This is a genomic window from Bacteroidota bacterium (assembly GCA_016706255.1).
Classification (GTDB): Bacteria; Bacteroidota; Bacteroidia; order Chitinophagales; family BACL12; genus UBA7236.
This window is the reverse complement of sequence record JADJJZ010000011.1, coordinates 126,195-144,932: the sequence shown is the minus strand read 5'-3', so window position 1 is coordinate 144,932 and position 18,738 is coordinate 126,195. Positions and strand designations below refer to the sequence as shown.

The following is an 18,738-nucleotide window of genomic DNA, read 5'->3' as shown; positions in this document are numbered from 1 at the left end:
ATAGCATTATTAAGCAAGAAATAAGGTTATCGTGTGCAGGAACGTAATGTGCGGAAAATGTATGACAGAAAAAGCACATACTCGCATACGAAAGTGTAACCGATTTACGTATTAATGCTTATCATTGCATAACCACTAACCTATTTAAACATGAAGAAAAACTCAGGACTCCTCATTACGCTACTACTCTGCTACACGGGCATTCAGGCACAATCGAAATCACTTTTATGGGAAATTACGGGCAACGGATTGACACAGCCATCGTACATATATGGTACGATGCACGTGAGCGACCGCATTGCTTTTCACCTTACAGATAGTTTTTTTATTGCGCTGCACAGTGCAGATGTTATTGCGCTGGAAAGTAATCCGGAAACATGGATAGAAAATGATTTTGGCAATCCGGATAAGTCGGATAATAATACTTACAGTGAATCATCTTACGGATTTAGGTCAGATTATTATGGCGGAGATATCTATACACGAATAGCTGAGTTAGAGATACCGGACGACAGAGCTTATGGCAATATGTTTCAGGATAACAGCTGGCTGATAAACGGTTATTTATATCGTTATGAAGCTGAGCGCACGGAATATGAAGAAGAGACTTACCTCGATTTATTTATTTTTCAATGCGGAAAAAAATTATCGAAAGAAATTGCTGCATTGGAAGGTGAACAGGAAGTATTAAAATTATTAGAAAAAGCATACGACACTTCGGATGATGAGGATGAAGAAAAAAAATACATCGAGAAACGTAAAATGATGGATGCGTTTGATGAAGAAGATGTAAGTATTCGTGAACAAATTGATCAGGCTTATCGCGAAGGTGACTTGGACAAACTGGATTCATTAGAATTAATTACCACACCTACTGCTAATTTCCATAAATATTTTATTGAAGAAAGAAATGCGAATATGATGCGTCGCATGGATTCGATTTTAAGAACCGGAAAAGTGATGTTCACCGGAATTGGTGCAGCACATTTACCGGGTGAACGCGGAGCCATTGAAATATTGCGCGATATGGGTTATACCGTGCGCCCTGTAAAAGGAAAAATTACAGGAAAAAGCATGAAAGAAAAAAATAAAATCGATGCAATTTATTTTAGTCACCCAACCAGCATGCAATATGCCAGCGATTCTTTATTTACAGTAAGTTCGCCGGGTAAGCTGTATGATTTAGGTGGAAACGCCACTTACAGTTATGTATTATATCCCGACATGGCGAACAGTGCCTATTACAATGTAATTCGTATGGCGCATTATGGCATGTTGCAACATCAAACGCAGGATGAAATTTTAGCGAATATTGATAATTTATTATTTGAAAATGTTCCGGGTGATATTGTTTCAAAAACGGCAATTAAATCGAATACAGGTTATCCGGGATTAGATATTGTGAGTAAAACAAAACGCGGCAATTATTTGCGGATTAAATTATTTGTGACACCATTTGAAACAATTATTTTTAAATCGTCGGGGTTGGGTGAGTTTGTTGTTAAATCGAAGGAAATGCAAACATTTTTTTCGAGTATTAATTTTAAACCGGTAACTAAAAATACCTGGGAAACTTATACGCCGAAATGGGGATTGTTCAGCGTTTCGGTGCCTGCGAATCATATAAGTTATGAAGTTTTGGAAAATGAATCGGTGTATAATCAGCAGGCAATTGCAACGGTGCAAGCGCAGGAAAACGATAATTATTATTATGCAAATACTTATTATTACAATAATAATTCTTCATTTGAAGAAGACAGTTTTGAGTTAAAACGTATTGCGGATATGTTTACCGAACAATTTAAAAAAGATAAATATGCGGTAACAAGTGACGCTTATCAATTAGTAAATAATAAACTCAGTTATGAGCAGGTAAGTAAAAGCAATGCTAATTATATACATACCAAGGTGGTGGTAAATGGGCCGTATTTTTATTTGTTGGCTAGTATGTCGCCAAGTGAAACAAGGCCTGACGCTTATTTTAACAGCTTTAATACTTCCACATTTAAATATTCAAGGCCATTTGAACTATACTCGGACACTGCAATGTTGTTCAGTGTTAAAACGATTGTGCCTGCGGTGGATACGCTACTTACCATTGATGAAATTGAATACAACAGTTATAATTCATACGATTATGGTTATGATGATGAAGATGAGGAAAAAGATGTGAGTTATTTATCTGAAAATAAACATAGTAATTTCAGTTCGGAAATTACACCTGAAAATATTGCGGTTAGTTATCATAAATATCACAAGTTCAGATATTATGATGATAAGATTGAATTTTGGAATTCGTTTGACAGCAATTATGTGGCATACGACAATTACACGATCAGCAGAAGAAAATTTGAAGAAAAAGGTGCTGTGCAATCTCTGGAATTTATTGTGACGGATACCGGTTCAACACGTGCAGTTTATCGCAAGTTTATTTTGAAGGATAATGTGTTGTTTCAACTGAGTACAGTAATTGATTCAGTTGACGGACCTAGTGCTTTTGTGAGCACATTTTACAATACGTTTACACCTTCTGATTCTATTTCAGGACGTTCTATTTTCAGCACGGCATCTGATAGCTATTTTGAGCAATTAAACAGTGAAGATTCAGTTTTGCGGAAGCAGTCGATTAAATCGGTTCGTGTGAATCAATTTGTTGATAGTGATGCACCTAAGCTGATTGAATTTATAAACAGTAGTAATTTCCGCAAACTCAAGGCCACTGAAAAGGAAACGTTTATAATGGCTTTGGGCGGATTAAAAGACAAGTCTGTAATTCCAGCATTAAAACAAATTTATATTAATGCGGGTGATACTTCGAATATACAGTTAGCAGTATTATCAGCATTGTCGGCTAAACAAACAGATACTGCATTGGCAACCTTTATGGAGTTATTGTATGTTGAAACACCTTTGGCTAAAAATGGTAATTCGTTGAGTTATATTTTCAGTGGATATTTAGATACACTAGAATTGGCAGCGAAACTGTATCCTCAGGTTTTAGATTTTTCGGGCTTCCCGGAATATCGTTTTGCAACCTATCGTTTATTGTCGCTGGTAATAAAGCAGGATAGTTTAAATACTGCCAAATACGCGCCATTTAAAAAACAATTAGTAGCGGAAGCCAATGCTGAATTTAAACGCAATGTGAGTGGATCGAATGAAGTTGATCGTTATTCGTATAATAACTACCGCAATAAAAACTATTTTACAACGCTGAAATCATTAATTGGAAGTAAAAATTATTTTGATGAGTATCACTATGGACCTGATCAAACCAGTTCAATTTTCAGCAGTGACTATTCTTCAAGAAATTACAGTTCAAATTATAGTTCGAACTATTCCGATTTGTATATTAATGACATGAAGTACGGTTGGGCAACGAATTTGCTTGACTATTTCACTTTAGCACTGTCTGAGTTTTATGACGACCCTTTAGTGAAAACGTATTTCGATAAAATTTATAAAAGTAAAAATGATGAGCTCATTTATAAAACTGCATTGACGGCGTATTCTTCAAAAATATCTGTTCCTGATAGTGTTTGGACGAATTTACAAAAAACGCGTGCTTACCGTTATACAGTGATTAATAAATTAACGGATTTCAAGGCTGTGTCGAAAATTGATACAGCTTATGGTAATCAACGTAGTATTGCCGAGGCTATTTTATATCAATATGAATTGACGGATGAGGAGGACAGTATTGAATTTGTAACCCGTAGAGAGGTTGATTGCGAGTTAGGACATGGTTATATTTATTTTTATAAAAGTAAATTAGATAATGATAAAACCTGGCATTTGGACTGTGTTGGATTACAGCCGATGGCAGACAGCACTTATAATTTAGAACCTGATTTTGTGCACTATGGTGATGTAATTTTGGATGAAGAGCAAATGGAGGAACAAATTACCGATATCATAAAAGCGATTGAATTAGCGGGTCGCAGTCGTGTGCGGGTTGAATTGCCGGGTACTAATTATGGTTACGATTATGATTACGATTATTAATAGCTTGGTTTTAAATTATGCGTTATAATTTCCGGTTTTTGTTATTGCTTTTTTGTGTTGTTTTATTTACAACAGCTAATGCAGGTAATTACAAAAACTTTGGAGATACTACCAGTAAGGTGCAAGCGGTTTATGCTTTAAATTTTGAAAATGAAGTTAAACTGTTTGCACCTTCACTTTTATTTCTTGGCAGTGATTTATTTTATAAACCGATACCATTAACGACATCGGATTTATCTGCATTATCTGTAACAAACATTCCTACATTTGAGCAGTCGGTTGTGTATTTCGATTCGCTGGATGCTGCGCATGCGGATGTAATGAGTGATTTAATTAACTATGTTTCATTTGGTATCAGCGGTTTGGTAATTTTATCTACCTTACCGGATAAAAAGATATTTTTTACGAATGGTGTAATTTATGCAGAAGGTGCTTTGCTTACGTTGGGTATTACTGAAGTTTTAAAGAGCACTGTGAGCAGGATACGCCCTTATGCTTATAACACCAATTATTCAGATAGCTATCGCTTATATAAAGATGAGAGCAGTTCCTTTCCGAGTGGGCATACGAGTTCGACTGCATATAATTGTTTTTTTGCTGCGCGATTAATTAATGATTATTATTTGGACACTGACCAAAGGGGATTAAAAATTATAACCTGGGGAGCAGCAGCAACGGTGCCTTTGGTGGTTGGGTATTTGAGGACTGCAGCAGGAAAACATTTTTATACGGATGTTGTTGCGGGGTATCTTTTAGGTGCGGGTGTCGGATTGTTGTTGCCGGAGTTGCATGAAATGGATAATATAGATGTTGTGGTTGCTCCGAATTTTAATATGGGTTTTAAAGGTGCTAATTTATTATTAACCTTTTAATTTAATTTTTGGAACAGCCACAACACGAAGACGCCAAGGCCGCGAAGATACGCGAAGGTTTAATTTAAGTTTTTTACTTAGCGCAACTTTGTGGCCTTTGTTACTTTGTGTTGGAACAGCCAAACCACAAAGAAACGAAGGCCTCGTAGATGCACGAAGTTGGTTTAGTTATCGTAAGGGTTTTAATTATTCTCCCTTCCCTCCTGCTGATTTAATTAAATCCATTATTTCCTGATTTCCGGAGCTTTTGGCGTAACCCATAGTTCTACGTACTGTTAACATGGGGCATGTGCCTTGTTTTTTGCTGACAAAATCCCATTTTGCTTCAACAAAATCATCTTTATCAAATCCTTTTTCGAAAAAATATTGAACGATAGCTAAATTTCCATGTTCAGCGGCAATCATTAATAAATTAACTCCTTCAATTGTAAAATTGGCTGTTATTTTATCAGAATTGCATTTAACAAAACCTTTGCCATCGTACTTTTTATGAATAAGATCCGGGTATTTTTCAGCCATACATTTTACAAATTCCAGATTGCCTGAAATTACGGCTACGAGCAGATAATCACCATTTGTATATTCAACATTCGGAAAAACGGCATTGTCGTTTCCTTTATTTTTTACAGTTATGGCTAGATCAGGGTTAGTAGTTGCGCCGTGTGTAATTAACTGCAATGCAACATCATATTTTCCCATATCGATTGCCTGGTTTAAAATATTGCCCCACCCACCCTGCACTGTTTGATTTGGATCCAGACCATTTTCTAATAACAATTCAGCAAGTTCTCCGGGAGTGGAATAATCGCTTTCCGTTGCATTAATTAGGCGAGGTGGAAAGGTAACCCCCATACCGGCAAGAGTAGTTTGAATTGATTTAAGGTTTTCGATTTTTGCTTTTGGATACATCACTGTCAATAATGCATTCAGCAATGTTTGGTCTTTTGTTGCCAGTATATCATATTTTTCCAAAGGATTAGCACCGGCATTAATCAGCATATCAATTATTTCAACTTTGCCTGAACCCATTGCAACTGCAAGTGTGGTTTGACCTAGTTTATTTCTTACATGCATATCACCATTTGCTGCTAATAATATTTTGACCACCTGAATATTCCCCCAGGCTGCTGCATTCATTAATGGTGAATATCCGTTTGCTGCTGCAATATAATTTAAGGTTGCTTTTGCGTCTAATAGTGCTTGAACTACCTCAACATCGGCCCAGCAGGATGCGAAATTTAACGGCGAACCAAATGCAGGATCGTCTGCATTAACATCGGCACCAGCTGCAATTGCGGACAATGCTTTTGCGTAATCTGCCTGTTTTAAGCCGGCCCATAAGTCGTCTGTAGCATTGGCAAACAAGCCATTTATTGTGCACAAGAAAAAAGTGGCTATCCAAAAACAAAATAATTTTTTCATAATATTAATTTTAGTCTGTAATTCATATTTTATTTGGCAATTATAAATTGCTGATGAAACTGCACTGCTCCGGATAATGCGGTAAGAAAATAAATTCCATTGGGCAGATTACTTACATCAATTTCATTATTACTATTTGCATATTGGGCTGCAATTTTTCCGTTGATATCTGTTATTTGTATATACATATTTTGATAATTGATATCATTTAATGTTTCAACATACAAAGTATTAACGGCAGGGTTTGGATATATTTTAATGCCGGAATTAATTTCATTCTGAATGCCAACTTCATCAATACCAAGGTCTTCTAAAGAAACTCTTATAACCCAGCTTGTAGTTGCGCCAAATAAATAGCCATTGTCTATAATAAATCTGTTAAATACATCGAAGCCACTCCCTGTTCCTTGTGGAATGAGGGTCCAGGTTTGACCGCCGTCTGTTGAAAAATGTGCTTTACATAATGAGCCGCCAACAACTGCAATATCACCATAGGTATAATATCCGCCAACAAATAAGAATCCATCAAATCCAGCGGTTATTTGAGTCCAGGATTCACCTAAATCGGTAGACCTGAATACGCCAACTCCGTAACCGGATGTAAGTAAAGCTCCTTGCGAGAAGGCGATTCCATTGCATTAAATCAGGCAAACCGGAATTTTTTACCACCCAGTTAGCGCCACCATCGGTAGATTTTAAAACGCCGCCTAAGGTTGACATATATAAATCGCTGCCCACAATTATAATTTGACTGATATAATGGTTATTTCCTCCAAGCCCGCCTTCGCCAAGGGTCCATGAGGCACCGTTATCATTTGAATATAAAACACCTAATCCATCTATGGCAGCATAAATATTATTTCCTTCTGCCACCATGTATGGAATTGAAGCAACCATTCCAAAATCATAATTTAAACTCCAGTTTATTCCGTCGTTTGATGCATAAATATGTCCGTAAGGGTCACCACTAAAATAGGTATCCGTAGATTTTGTGAAAGCGGTAACAAAAGGAGTTGTGCCCATACCTAACAAAGTATCTTTTGTCCATGTATCTCCATTATCAGTACTTGAATAGTCTGCCAATAACCCGTAGGTATGTAATTCACCACCAACGTTAGCAAATTCAGCCACATTAAATGGCCCAAGAGCAGTGCTTTCCCATTGTGCGTGAGCAAAGGTTAACTGCAACATCAAATAAGTAAGTATCAGATAAAATTTTGTTTTCATAATGTTTTATTTATGATACAAATCTCTATACACGCCGGATTCCGGGCAATAATACATATGCAGTATTTTTAATGGTTTGCGCTATAGTAAACATGAAAAAGATTAATTTTAAAGCACCTTTATCCCATCTATTGAGAATTACCTACAGTGACCCTGCTTAAGAAGGGTAATTCCAGTTGAAATAATACATTATGATAAAACCTATTATTAGTATACTGTTCCTATTGATTTGTCACTTCACATTTGCACAAGTGCCATCATCAATATTGACTGTAGATGATGGATTGCCATTAAACAGCGTATGGTCAATAACGCAGGATAAAAATGGTTTGATTTGGTTTGGCACATTAGATGGATTATGCAGTTATGACGGATTTAATATTACCATATATAAAAACAACTCAGGTGATTCGAGCAGCATTTCTGAAAATTGCAGACATGATGTTTATGCAGATATTGAGAATAACTTATGGATTGCACACACCAGCGGTATCAGTAAATTTTATCAGCAAACCGCAATATTTGATAATATTTTTCTTTATCCGGCAAAAAAAAACAGAGATATTATTAATAAAATAGTTGGTGAAGATAAAAAGGGAAATGTTTGGACGTGGATTTATGGTGAAGGGATTGTTGAGTTTAACAAACAGGGTAAAATTGTCAATAAATATGGCTTTAAGGAAATTAATAATGAAAAATGTGTAACTGCGAAGTTTGACAGCCAGGGCAATATTTATCTTGCACTTGAAGTAAGTGGCATTTATAAATTCGATATTAAAACAAAACAATTTAATCGTTTTCTTAATCCGCGTTTAGGTGGGATTTGTATTACATCAGAGAACAACTTTTTAATTTCAGGTAGCCATAACAGTATATTATATGTAAATGAGCAAGGTATTAATATACATGAATTTACAATTACGGATGCCTATTTAAGTGATCGGGACAAATTGGTTTTTGTGAACTGTATTATTCCTTATAGCAGTGACCTTTATTATGCCGGTACAACCGATGGTATTTTTATTCTAGATGTGAAAAATTTATCGATAAAACGATTTGTTTTCAGTAAAATACCTGCCGAAAACATTGCTATTGGCGATTGCCTTTTTAAAGACCGCAGTGGAAATTTATGGGCAGGCACTACAGCAAGTGGCGTAAGGTGTTTTTTAATGAACAGCAAAAAATTCGAATTATTAACGCCATACAACGAAAATTTTACCATTGTAAAAGCAATAAACAAAAGTGATAAAAATTTATTTGTAGGCTATTTTGATGGTGGAATAGATGTATATACAGACAATAATGAACTGGTTAAACATATTGACACTAAAAATTCGAATTTGCCAGCTGACGCTGTAAATTCGATAATGCCATTATCTGAAAATAAAATTTTAGTCGGATTTACACTTGATAATGATGTTGGCATTTTAGATTGGAAAACGAATCACTATGAAAGTGTAATTTCCAATTTAACAAAAATTAAACCTGATTTTAACTCCAATGATAATTTCACGAATTGTTTTTCAAAAATCAATGATTCTACCATTCTTTTTGTAAGAAATAGTTTTATTTACCGCGGAACTTTTAACAGTAGCAAATTCAAGATTGAACAAATTGACAGTATTCCTAATGCAAATACCAACTATATATTTTCTGATAAAATTAATCATTTATGGGTTGGGAGTTATAATGGCGCTTATGTTAAAACGCGTGAAAACTGGCACAAGCTTGATTTACCGGTTGATTTAAACGTAAAATGTATTGCACAGCACCCTAACGGTGATATTTGGATTTGCGGGGATAAAGGTTTATTTGTTTTAGATGTTCAGGGTAAGTTGAAAAATACTTTTAATACTAGCAACGGCTTGCCGAATGAATATGTTTACAGTATTTTATTTGAAGCAGATGGAAACTGCTGGATGAGCCATAACAAGGGTATTTCCCAATTTAATTACGATAAATTATCCTTCCGCAATTATACCAAAAGTGATGGTGTTCAGTCAAATGAATTTAATACAGGTGCATTTTATCGAGATATTAACGGGTATTTTTATTTAGGTGGTATTAAAGGCGTAAATTACTTTAAACCAAAAGCGATTTCTGATAATCCGATTTTGCCTATTACCCTTATAAATAATATATTAATAAACGACGAGCCGCTAATAAGTGACACTAGTTACGCCTTTTTAAAATCGTTGCATTTAAAATATGATGAAAATACGGTTTCTATTCAGTTTGCCGGAATTGAATTTACGAATCCGGCTTTAAATCAATATAAATATCGTCTTGTAGGTGTGGATAAAACATGGGTTGATGCACATAATCAACGATTTGTTCGTTACCCGAACCTAGCACCGGGCAATTATGTATTTGAAGTTATTTCCAGTAATAATGATAATGTGTGGAATTTTATACCGGCGAAATTGTATATCAATATTAGTCCGCCCTACTGGCAAACAGTATGGTTTAGAATGTTGTTAATTATTTTGTTTGTTGCACTGCTTGTTTTTGTCATGCTGCAAATTAACAGATACAATACCAGAAAGCAGCGCAGACTTGCTGAAATTCAAAAGAAACTGCAGGATGAACGGGAAAGGATATCGCGCGATTTGCATGATAATGTTGGGGCTCAGTTAAGTTTTATTAATTCAAATATTGATTGGATAATTAATCCGGTAAAGGTAAATACCGAAGACGAGAAGCGAAAGCGGCTTTTAGAAATAAATAACACTGCACAACATGTAATCAGCAATTTACGTGAAACCATTTGGGCATTAAATAAAGAAAGCATAGAAGTTGAGGATTTAAGTGACAGGTTAAAAGCATTTTTTCAAAAGCAAATGCAGTTTAATCCTGAAATCAGTTTAGTATTTAAAGAGGAGATTATGATGAATGTTACCTTTAGCCCTTCAGCAGCATTACATATATTCAGGATTGGTCAGGAAATTGCGAACAATTGCCTCAAATATGCAAAAGCTAGTAAAGTTGAGGTAGAAATAACCACTACCTTAGAAGGTACATTTTTGTTGAGTATAGCAGATAATGGAATAGGGTTTGACCCTTTACAGATTGATGAACATGTACATTATGGACTTGAAAACATGAAAGCCAGGGCAAAGGAAATTGGTGGAAACATTAATATACAATCGGGAATATCCAAAGGCACTACGATTAACTTAACTGTATTACATAACAAAATACTTCAAATGTAGTATTTCAGAACAGGCAAAGCCTGAGTAAATTTACATCTTATGATTAAACTTGCGATAGTTGACGACAAATATCAAAACAGGCAATCTATTTCTGAAAAGATTGTGTATTCCAATGAAGTGGAAATTGTTTTTACCGCAGTAAATGGAAAAGATTTTTTGGATAAGATGAAATTGTCAACCTCTAAAACAAGGCCGGAAATTGTATTAATGGATATTGAAATGCCTGAAATGGATGGTATACAGGCCGTTTATAATGGGAGCATATTATATCCTGAAGTGAAATTTATTATGCTTACCGTTTTTGATGATGACGATAAACTTTTTGAAGCGATAAAGGCCGGTGCATCTGGGTATTTTCTTAAGGATGAAAAAATTACAACAATTTTGGAAGGCTTGAAACAGGCCATTTATGAAGAAGGCGCACCAATGTCGCCCAGAATAGCACGGAAAACATTAAATCTGATGGTTAATCCATTGGTAAACGAAAAAAGTGTTACAGAGCCTAGTGATTTATCGAACAGGGAGATGGAAATATTAAAGTTATTAGTACAAGGAAGCGACTACAAAGCCATCGCTGAAAAATTATTTATTAGTCCTAATACTGTTAGAAAACATATTGCTAATATTTATACAAAACTGCACATTAGCAGTAAAATACAGTTGGTAAATTTAGCTGCAAAAAATAACTGGTAAAATTCAGCTCAATCAATTTATTTAACAATTTGTGTATACGATAGCTACACGAATTATAAACTATTTTATCGTAATATTTAATGCATTTAATTCCTCAACATCTACAGAGGGTGGCATTTCGTTGTTTTGAATTTTTTGGGCTACTAGGTCAGCCACTTTTTGGGCTTCCTGTTCGGAAATAAAAACGTGATTGCCATTTATTGCGGGAATATGTACCTGATGAATATAAGGCTGACCATTAAGCGATACATCATAACCCCATCCACCGTCAACGGCGATAATTGTTGTTTTTACTTCAGCAGTTGCCACGCCGATATCTGGGTTGGTACCGGGATTAGTAACAGCGTTATCAGTAGTTGAATTAATAGAATTCGTTTCCGGCTTACAGGAAATGAACCTTCCCCCCAAAAAAATAATTATACCAATGTAAATGATGCTTCTAAACATGTTACAATACGATAAATTGTTTTACACCGATAATATTTTTGTCTTTAATAACACATTGATAAGTGCCCGGAGGTAAATCACGATTTTCAATATTGCAGTTATACGTATTATTGACATATTGCACATCGGTGATGCGGCATTGTTGGGTAACATCTTTACCGGATAAATCGATTATTTGAATTTTAATATTTTCGTAATGGGTTGTCGATTGAATTTGAATTGTTGCATTTCCATAAATTGGATTTGGTGCAATTAAAATTGTTGCCGGATTTGCATAAATATTATAAACTGCAATGGTAGTATCAGCTGTATCCGGTTTAATTATTTCGGACGTATCGCCCCAAAGCCATAAATCGTAATAAAACGAAGTGTCGTAACCCATACCAACAAATGCGAGTGTATCGATAACAAATGCAGCAGCATTCGCGCGCGGACCACCGGGGAAATCCACCAATTGTGTCCATGTATCAAATGTTGGGTCATATTCCCAGAAATCACTTCTATTTGCTAATGTAGTATCATAACCACAAGTGAGGTATCCTTTTCCGTTAACGGCAAATGCAGTTGCGCTGTAACGCGGACTGCCTGCGAAATCATTTCTTATAATCCATGAATTTGTGAAGGGAATATATTCATAAAAATCGTTGGTGAATGCGCCGTCATCACCGGTGCCAACAAATACTCTTTCATCAACAACAAAAGCAACAGCAAATCGGCGTGCGCTGCCAACAAAATCTGCTTTTTGCGTCCATGTATTTGTGAGTGTATCAAATTGCCATAAATCTTTTCTATAACCGGAAACATCCTGACCTAAACCAACATATCCTTTTCCGGCAGCAGCAAAACCAATTCCACCACGTCTGTCGATACCACCAACATTTGGTGCCGGTGTCCAGATATTTGTTGAATAATCATACTCCCAAAAGTCGTTCAAAAACGGATCTCCACCCTGACCTGTTGCGATAAATCCTTTGTTGCCAATGGTAAAACTTGCAGCGAGGTTTCGTTCCAAACCCTTTCCCACTGCGCCTCCCAGACTTTCGGTTTGAATCCAACTATCGTTAACCGGGTCATATACATAAAAGCTGCGACGAAAATCTTCACCATCGTAACCGAGTCCGATATAACCATAATCGCTAAAGCTGAAAGTTGAAGTTGCACTTCTTCCATCGCCGGGAAAATCTGCCTTTTTTTCCCATGCCGGTTGTGCAAAAATGGAACTTGCTGAAAGTAAAACAATACTATTGAGGAGTATAAATTTTTTCATGTATGTATTTCTGAGTGTGATTATTGTAAAAATAATTTTCCGGATAAATAATTTTTTTCAGTGTTATTAGTAACTGTTATTTCGTATACATAAATACCATCGGGTAAAATTCCGCGGTTGAAATTAAATGTATTGCCTTGTATTTTCTGATGTGCTACCGCAGTACCGTTTGCATTAAAAACAGTTAATTCTAAATCTGCATTTTCAATATTTTTAACGGTGATATTTGCATGTTGCTGAACTGGATTTGGATATACTTCTGCAGCAATTTTTTCACCTATATTTTCATTAGCAAATAAAAAATACGGTTTGTATTTATACATACTTCTTTTAACACCATCTACTCCTTTTCCGGTACCTACATAACCATAACCATCGATGGTAAAGGCAACGCAGGAGCGGCGTTCAGCGCCGGGTATACTTGCTTTTTGCATCCAGTGATCTGAAACGGGGTCATATTCATAAAAATCTTTCTGATAACCGCCATCGGTTCCTAAACCGATAAATCCGCGACCATTAATTGCTAAACCAATTGCATTAAATCGTGGTGAACCCGGAAATGGTGCTCGTTCGGTCCAAACGTCGGTATTTGGATTATATTCATAAAATGAATTCACATAATAATTTTCATCAGCACCGCAACCAACATAACCTTTGCCGTTCATTGCAAAAGCAGTAACACCATATCTTGTTCCTCCCGGAACATTTGCTTTTTTCGACCAATCATTCGTAACAGGATCATATTGCCATAATTCATTTGAATAATAACTTGGTCCGAATTTTCCGCACACGAGATATCCTTTATCATTTACAGAAAATGCAGAAGCAAAATAAACGCCGCCTCCAAAATTTCCTTCCCATTCATCTTTTGTTGTCCACGTATTTGTTATCGGATTATATTCATAAAAATCTTTTCGTTTTGTTCCTGCCCATGCAAGAATTCCATTTAACCCGGTGCCAACATAACCACGGTTGCCGATAGCAAATGCGATAGCATCTCTCCTCCCACTTCCGGGAACATTTGCTTTCTGCGTCCAGCTGTTTGTGCCCGGGTCATATTCCCATAAATCGGATTTACAAATATTGGCCGAATCGATACCTGTTCCAACGTATGCCCGGCTGCCAATAACAAAGGCTATGGCTCGTTCGCGTTCACCACCACCGAAGGATGCGATAGTTGACCAGGTGTTTTGTGACTTACCCGTGTAAAAAACAAGGCATAAAATGAAGGAAAAGAGGAGTTTTTTCAATGTATATGTGTTTGGTTATCAGGCATTTATGTTACAAGGAATTCCAAAATTGATGTGGAAAACCTCAAAACTATTTGAAAACATAAATTTAATAAAAATTAACACCAAATTACAAATTTGCCCGATTTTTCATTCGGTTATTGCCCAAATGCCGTGGTTGTTGCTAAAATATTAAGGTTATTTTAATGAATTTATTGACGGAAAAAGGGCAGCTCAATTTATATGTATACACATTTAATTTACAAAAATTCAGGTAAGTAAACCCTGCTATTGGGGATGCATAAAGCGATACAACCTATTTAGATTTAATATAATTAAAATTGTAATCCGGAACAGACTGTATCGCGGAGAAATTGTGATTGGAAGCAGGTGATTTTTGTCCTTTTATTCGGGGGTTTGGCTTATCACCTTTGTTTTCAAATTGAAGTATATGATAAAAAGGATGTTTTCCCTTAATGTACTTCGCACACAATTTTTTTTCTTATTGTTAAGTTTAACCTTTGTTCAACCGGCAAAGTCACAAATAATGCCGGCAACAACTGTCAGTTATTTTATTGAAAATCTCGGTCAGTTTAAGGATATGGATGGTAATGCCGTTCCTTCAGTTTTATTTACTGCAAGTGTTCCCAATATTGACATATTCATCACGAAAAAAGGACTTACCCTTTTATTTTTAAAACCGATATTATCCAATGACAGCTTATTGAATGAAAAAGTATGGCATTGGGAAAGAATGGATATTGAATTAGATAATGCAGTTATTTTGGCTGAAAATGTTTATGGTTATGATACAGCCGGCTGTAAGCTTAATTATTTTAATGAGCTGGTGCCACTAGGCGTTGCTGCAGATGGGTTTGGGAAAGTGGTTATTAAAAATATTTATGAAGGAATTGACTGGGAAATTTTATTGGATGATGAAACCGGTTTAAAATATAATTTTATTTTAGCACCGGGCATTAATGCGGCAGCAATTAAATTGATTTATAATTCTAATTTCCCAATTACCCTTGATGATGATGGGAATATAAACATAAATACAATTATTGGAAATATTACTGAACTTGCTCCAACCAGTTACGAAACAATAAGTGGCATTAACATACTATCCAATTTTGAGCTACAACAAATAAACGAACATAAAGTTGCCGTAAATTTTCATTTGAATGAATATGACAATGATGTATCGGTTACTATTGATCCGCAATTATATTGGTGCACCTATTTTGGTGGTAATAAAGAAGAATGTTTTAACAGCGTAACAACGGATGCCGATGGCAATTTAATTGTGGTAGGATGGACAGATTCGCCGGGATTTCCAACATTAAATGCAGGCACTTTTTACCAGGGAGCAAAAGCACCACTTGAAGATGCCATGATAGTGAAGTTCTCACCAACTGAAGCACTGTTATGGGCTACATTTTATGGTGGAAATAAAGAGGAATGGGCATATTCAGTTACTACAGACGGCAGTAACAATATTTTTGTATCGGGAGAAACTGTTTCTCCAAATTTTCCGGTTTACAATGCGGGCACTTTTTATCAGGCTGCATTAACCGGTGATGAGGATGTATTTATTTTAAAGTTTGATGCATCAGGGTCACGCATGTGGGCAACATATTATGGTGGTGATAAAAAAGAAGGTGGTTATGGCATAACTACAGACCCTTCCGGTAATATTTTTGTTACAGGATATACTGAATCAACAGATTTTCCTAAACTAAATGCAGGCACTTTTTATCAGGCAGCAATGGGAGGTGTTCAGGATGCATTTATTTTAAAATTTAATAATGCCGGAACACGCATTTGGGCAACTTATTATGGTGGCAGTTTATATGATGTTGGCAATTCCATTGCATCAGATGGCAGCGGAAATATTTTTGTAACCGGCGAAACACGTTCTACAAATTTTCCAATTTATGATGCCGGTACTTTTTATCAAAATACGATGGCCGGTGATACGGATTTATATGTTTTAAAATTTACCAATACCGGTGCACGGCAATGGGCAACATATTATGGTGGTTTAGATGCAGATTATGGCAATAGTGTAATTACAGATGTAAGCGATAATATTTACGTTGGCGGATGGACGCGGTCGAACAATTTTCCTACTGCTGATGCAGGATATTTTTATCAGTCGGTTTTGAGTGGAATATCTGATGGTCAAATCATAAAATTTGACAATACCGGTAATCGTTTATGGGCAACTTATTTAGGCGGAAATTCAAATGAAAGTGCACATAAATGGGATATTTTAGCAGAAGATTTTTGCGGAAATATTTATTTTGTAATTACAACAGCATCAACTGATATGCCTGTATATGATGCAGGTTGTTCAAGTTATTACGACGACCAATATGAAGACTTTGGTGACATTTTTATAACCAGATTTACTGACTACGGATTAATAACCTGGGCAACTTATTATGGTTATGATAATGAAGAATTAGATGCCTGTATTGGCGTTTCACAATTAGATGGAAAATCACTTTATATGACCGGGCAATATAATGAGTATGATCCGGGTGCTGCGGTGCCTTTAGTAGATCCGGGTGGAACTGCTTATTATGATGGAACACATAACGGCGATAATGAAGCATTTATAGGCAAGTTCGTGGCTGTTCCGTTAAATATTACTACCGAAAATTCTAATTTTTGTTTTTGTATTGATACTGCTGTTGCCATTCCTGATTGTGGTGTAGAACCGTATTCCTATTTGTGGAGTGATGGTCAAACTACTGCAATTGCAACCGGGTTATGTCCTGATGTTTATACCGTAACAGTAACGGATGCAGATTGTAATATTAATGTTGCCAGTATCGATATTGTTTGCGCTTTACCTGTTGATGTTACCGAATTTACCGCTGTTCAGATAAATAATTTTGTACGATTAAACTGGTCCGTATCAAGTCAGTTACATACAGAATTTTATTTGTTGGAAAAGTCACTTGATGGTGAAATATTTATTCCTGTTGGTCAAATAACTGCCAAAGGCAATAGTACCGAAATGATGAAATACACTTTTGATGATTATGGTTTGCAAACGGGCACCTGGTATTATAAATTATCTTCAATTGATGATGCAGGTGATATCGTTGAAAAGGGAATAATTCCGATAACCGTTACATCGCTTCAAAATTCCATCGAAGTAATTACCAGTGATAACAATGGTATTGAAATAGTTATACAAGCTATTTGTGATTTACAAAGTGGTTTACAAATTATCGATTTAAATGGCGCAACTATTTATTACTCAGACTTCATGATTAGTTCAGGAGCAAATACACTTACTTTAAATTTACCAAATTTGTCTAGTGGAATTTACTTTATTAAAATAAATTTTGGAACGGAATATTTAGCAGAAGATTTTTATTACTTCCGGAATTAACATCACAATTCTTTTAATTCCCACAAATCGCGCATGTTTGTTCCACTGGTGCCGAGTCCGCAATAGGCGTGATTGTCGATAGTAAATGCACTCATATATCTGCGACCTATTCCCGGAAATTCAGGAACAGAATCCCAAGTATCGGTTTCAGGGCGATAACGCCACCAGTCGTCGTAATTTGTGCCACTTGAATAATCATCACCGGTGCCGATATAACCGGAACCGTTCATTGCAAAACCGCATGCTTCCTGTCGTGTAGGTCCGGGAACATCTGACTTCATTGACCAGGTATCGGTATTGGGATCATATTCGTAAAAATCGTTTGTGGAAGAATAGGCATTTCCGGTTCCGATATAACCTTTGTTGCCAATGGCAAATCCCACTGCAGCAATTCGGCCTGCTCCGGGGAAATTGGTTTTTTGTGTCCAGATATCTGTTGCGGGATTGTATTCCCAAAAATCTTTGCGGTAATTAAAATCGCTGCCGGTGCCAACATAACCCTTATCACCAATGGAAAATCCAACGGCACCATGTCTTGCTGTTCCGCCAAAATTTGCTATTGGTGTCCATTCGTTTATTTTAGGATTGTAGGCATAAAAATCCCTGTGCTCAACAAATCCTTCATCTCTCCCGGTTCCTACATATGCGATATCGCCAATGGTAAAAGCTGCCACCTGCAACATTTTTCCGCCAGGATAATCCGCTTTTTGTGCCCAGGTATTGGTGCCGGGATCATATTCCCAGATGTCGTTAAACAGCACATCTACAATTGAATTATAATGCCCAAGACCCATGTAACCACGACCACCTACCGAAAAACCTATGGCTCGGTGACGGGCTTCACCACCAAAATTGGCTTTTTCAACCCATTTGAGTTCAGCATCAATGGGATTGATGGAAAAACATAAAAACGCTGCTACGGCAAGGGTTTTGAGGAGAGGTCGCGACATAAATC

General features: G+C 36.2%; 13 protein-coding genes. 5 read left to right on the top strand and 8 right to left on the bottom strand.

What is annotated here, in order from left to right:
- The first annotated feature begins 150 nt into the window (after positions 1-150).
- Both IPI65_15115 and IPI65_15110 read left to right on the top strand, forming a co-directional pair.
- Complete coding sequence (locus IPI65_15115) at positions 151-4,005, top strand: TraB/GumN family protein (GenBank protein MBK7442803.1); 3,855 nt, start codon at positions 151-153, stop codon at positions 4,003-4,005.
- 17 nt (positions 4,006-4,022) lie between these two features.
- Entirely contained in the window at positions 4,023-4,877 is an 855-nt protein-coding gene (locus tag IPI65_15110) for a phosphatase PAP2 family protein (protein ID MBK7442802.1), read from the top strand.
- A gap of 186 nt (positions 4,878-5,063) precedes the next feature.
- On the opposite strand, the gene IPI65_15105 is transcribed toward IPI65_15110, so the two are convergent.
- From IPI65_15105 to IPI65_15090, 4 genes are all read right to left on the bottom strand, one after another.
- Positions 5,064-6,299 (bottom strand): ankyrin repeat domain-containing protein, encoded by a 1,236-nt coding sequence (locus IPI65_15105; GenBank protein MBK7442801.1) that lies wholly within the window; start codon positions 6,297-6,299, stop codon positions 5,064-5,066.
- 29 nt (positions 6,300-6,328) lie between these two features.
- Complete coding sequence (locus tag IPI65_15100; protein MBK7442800.1) at positions 6,329-6,526, bottom strand: T9SS type A sorting domain-containing protein; 198 nt, start codon at positions 6,524-6,526, stop codon at positions 6,329-6,331.
- Between the two features lie 328 nt (positions 6,527-6,854).
- The gene (locus IPI65_15095; GenBank protein ID MBK7442799.1) at positions 6,855-7,526 is read right to left on the bottom strand and encodes a hypothetical protein; all 672 of its coding nucleotides are present in this window, start codon (positions 7,524-7,526) and stop codon (positions 6,855-6,857) included.
- Positions 7,523-7,585 carry a hypothetical protein gene (locus IPI65_15090; GenBank protein MBK7442798.1) on the bottom strand — a complete coding sequence of 21 codons (63 nt, stop codon included), beginning with the start codon at positions 7,583-7,585 and terminating at the stop codon, positions 7,523-7,525. Before IPI65_15090 ends, IPI65_15095 begins: the two co-directional genes overlap by 4 nt.
- Positions 7,586-7,717: 132 nt before the next feature.
- Between IPI65_15090 and IPI65_15085 the strand changes: the two genes are divergently transcribed.
- The gene (locus IPI65_15085) at positions 7,718-10,738 is read left to right on the top strand and encodes a hypothetical protein (GenBank protein ID MBK7442797.1); all 3,021 of its coding nucleotides are present in this window, start codon (positions 7,718-7,720) and stop codon (positions 10,736-10,738) included.
- Positions 10,739-10,777: 39 nt separating this feature from the next.
- A complete protein-coding gene (locus IPI65_15080; GenBank protein ID MBK7442796.1) occupies positions 10,778-11,431 on the top strand; it encodes a response regulator transcription factor in 654 nt (217 codons plus the stop codon).
- 60 nt (positions 11,432-11,491) lie between these two features.
- Here the strand turns inward: IPI65_15080 and IPI65_15075 are convergent, their stop codons facing one another.
- Genes IPI65_15075 through IPI65_15065 form a run of 3 tightly spaced genes read right to left on the bottom strand, consistent with a single transcriptional unit; the run spans position 11,492 to position 14,395 of the window.
- Positions 11,492-11,878: a DUF4907 domain-containing protein gene (locus tag IPI65_15075; protein ID MBK7442795.1), complete on the bottom strand. Its 387-nt coding sequence runs from the start codon at positions 11,876-11,878 to the stop codon at positions 11,492-11,494.
- A 1-nt stretch (position 11,879) separates the two neighbouring features.
- The gene (locus IPI65_15070; GenBank protein ID MBK7442794.1) at positions 11,880-13,145 is read right to left on the bottom strand and encodes a T9SS type A sorting domain-containing protein; all 1,266 of its coding nucleotides are present in this window, start codon (positions 13,143-13,145) and stop codon (positions 11,880-11,882) included.
- Positions 13,146-13,165: 20 nt separating this feature from the next.
- Positions 13,166-14,395 carry a T9SS type A sorting domain-containing protein gene (locus tag IPI65_15065; GenBank protein ID MBK7442793.1) on the bottom strand — a complete coding sequence of 410 codons (1,230 nt, stop codon included), beginning with the start codon at positions 14,393-14,395 and terminating at the stop codon, positions 13,166-13,168.
- A gap of 526 nt (positions 14,396-14,921) precedes the next feature.
- Between IPI65_15065 and IPI65_15060 the strand changes: the two genes are divergently transcribed.
- Positions 14,922-17,783 (top strand): SBBP repeat-containing protein, encoded by a 2,862-nt coding sequence (locus tag IPI65_15060; GenBank protein ID MBK7442792.1) that lies wholly within the window; start codon positions 14,922-14,924, stop codon positions 17,781-17,783.
- A 2-nt stretch (positions 17,784-17,785) separates the two neighbouring features.
- Here the strand turns inward: IPI65_15060 and IPI65_15055 are convergent, their stop codons facing one another.
- Entirely contained in the window at positions 17,786-18,733 is a 948-nt protein-coding gene (locus IPI65_15055) for a galactose oxidase (protein ID MBK7442791.1), read from the bottom strand.
- Positions 18,734-18,738: the final 5 nt, after the last annotated feature.

Bases quoted from the DNA above. Each gene is read 5' to 3' on its own strand.
- IPI65_15110 (MBK7442802.1), top strand. From the start codon at position 4,023: ATGCGTTATAATTTCCGGTTTTTGTTATTGCTTTTTTGTGTTGTTTTA.
- IPI65_15060 (MBK7442792.1), top strand. From the start codon at position 14,922: ATGCCGGCAACAACTGTCAGTTATTTTATTGAAAATCTCGGTCAGTTT.
- IPI65_15105 (MBK7442801.1), bottom strand. From the start codon at position 6,299: ATGAAAAAATTATTTTGTTTTTGGATAGCCACTTTTTTCTTGTGCACA.
- IPI65_15070 (MBK7442794.1), bottom strand. From the start codon at position 13,145: ATGAAAAAATTTATACTCCTCAATAGTATTGTTTTACTTTCAGCAAGT.
- IPI65_15115 (MBK7442803.1), top strand. From the start codon at position 151: ATGAAGAAAAACTCAGGACTCCTCATTACGCTACTACTCTGCTACACG.
- IPI65_15080 (MBK7442796.1), top strand. From the start codon at position 10,778: ATGATTAAACTTGCGATAGTTGACGACAAATATCAAAACAGGCAATCT.
- IPI65_15075 (MBK7442795.1), bottom strand. From the start codon at position 11,878: ATGTTTAGAAGCATCATTTACATTGGTATAATTATTTTTTTGGGGGGA.
- IPI65_15085 (MBK7442797.1), top strand. From the start codon at position 7,718: ATGATAAAACCTATTATTAGTATACTGTTCCTATTGATTTGTCACTTC.
- IPI65_15095 (MBK7442799.1), bottom strand. From the start codon at position 7,526: ATGAAAACAAAATTTTATCTGATACTTACTTATTTGATGTTGCAGTTA.
- IPI65_15055 (MBK7442791.1), bottom strand. From the start codon at position 18,733: ATGTCGCGACCTCTCCTCAAAACCCTTGCCGTAGCAGCGTTTTTATGT.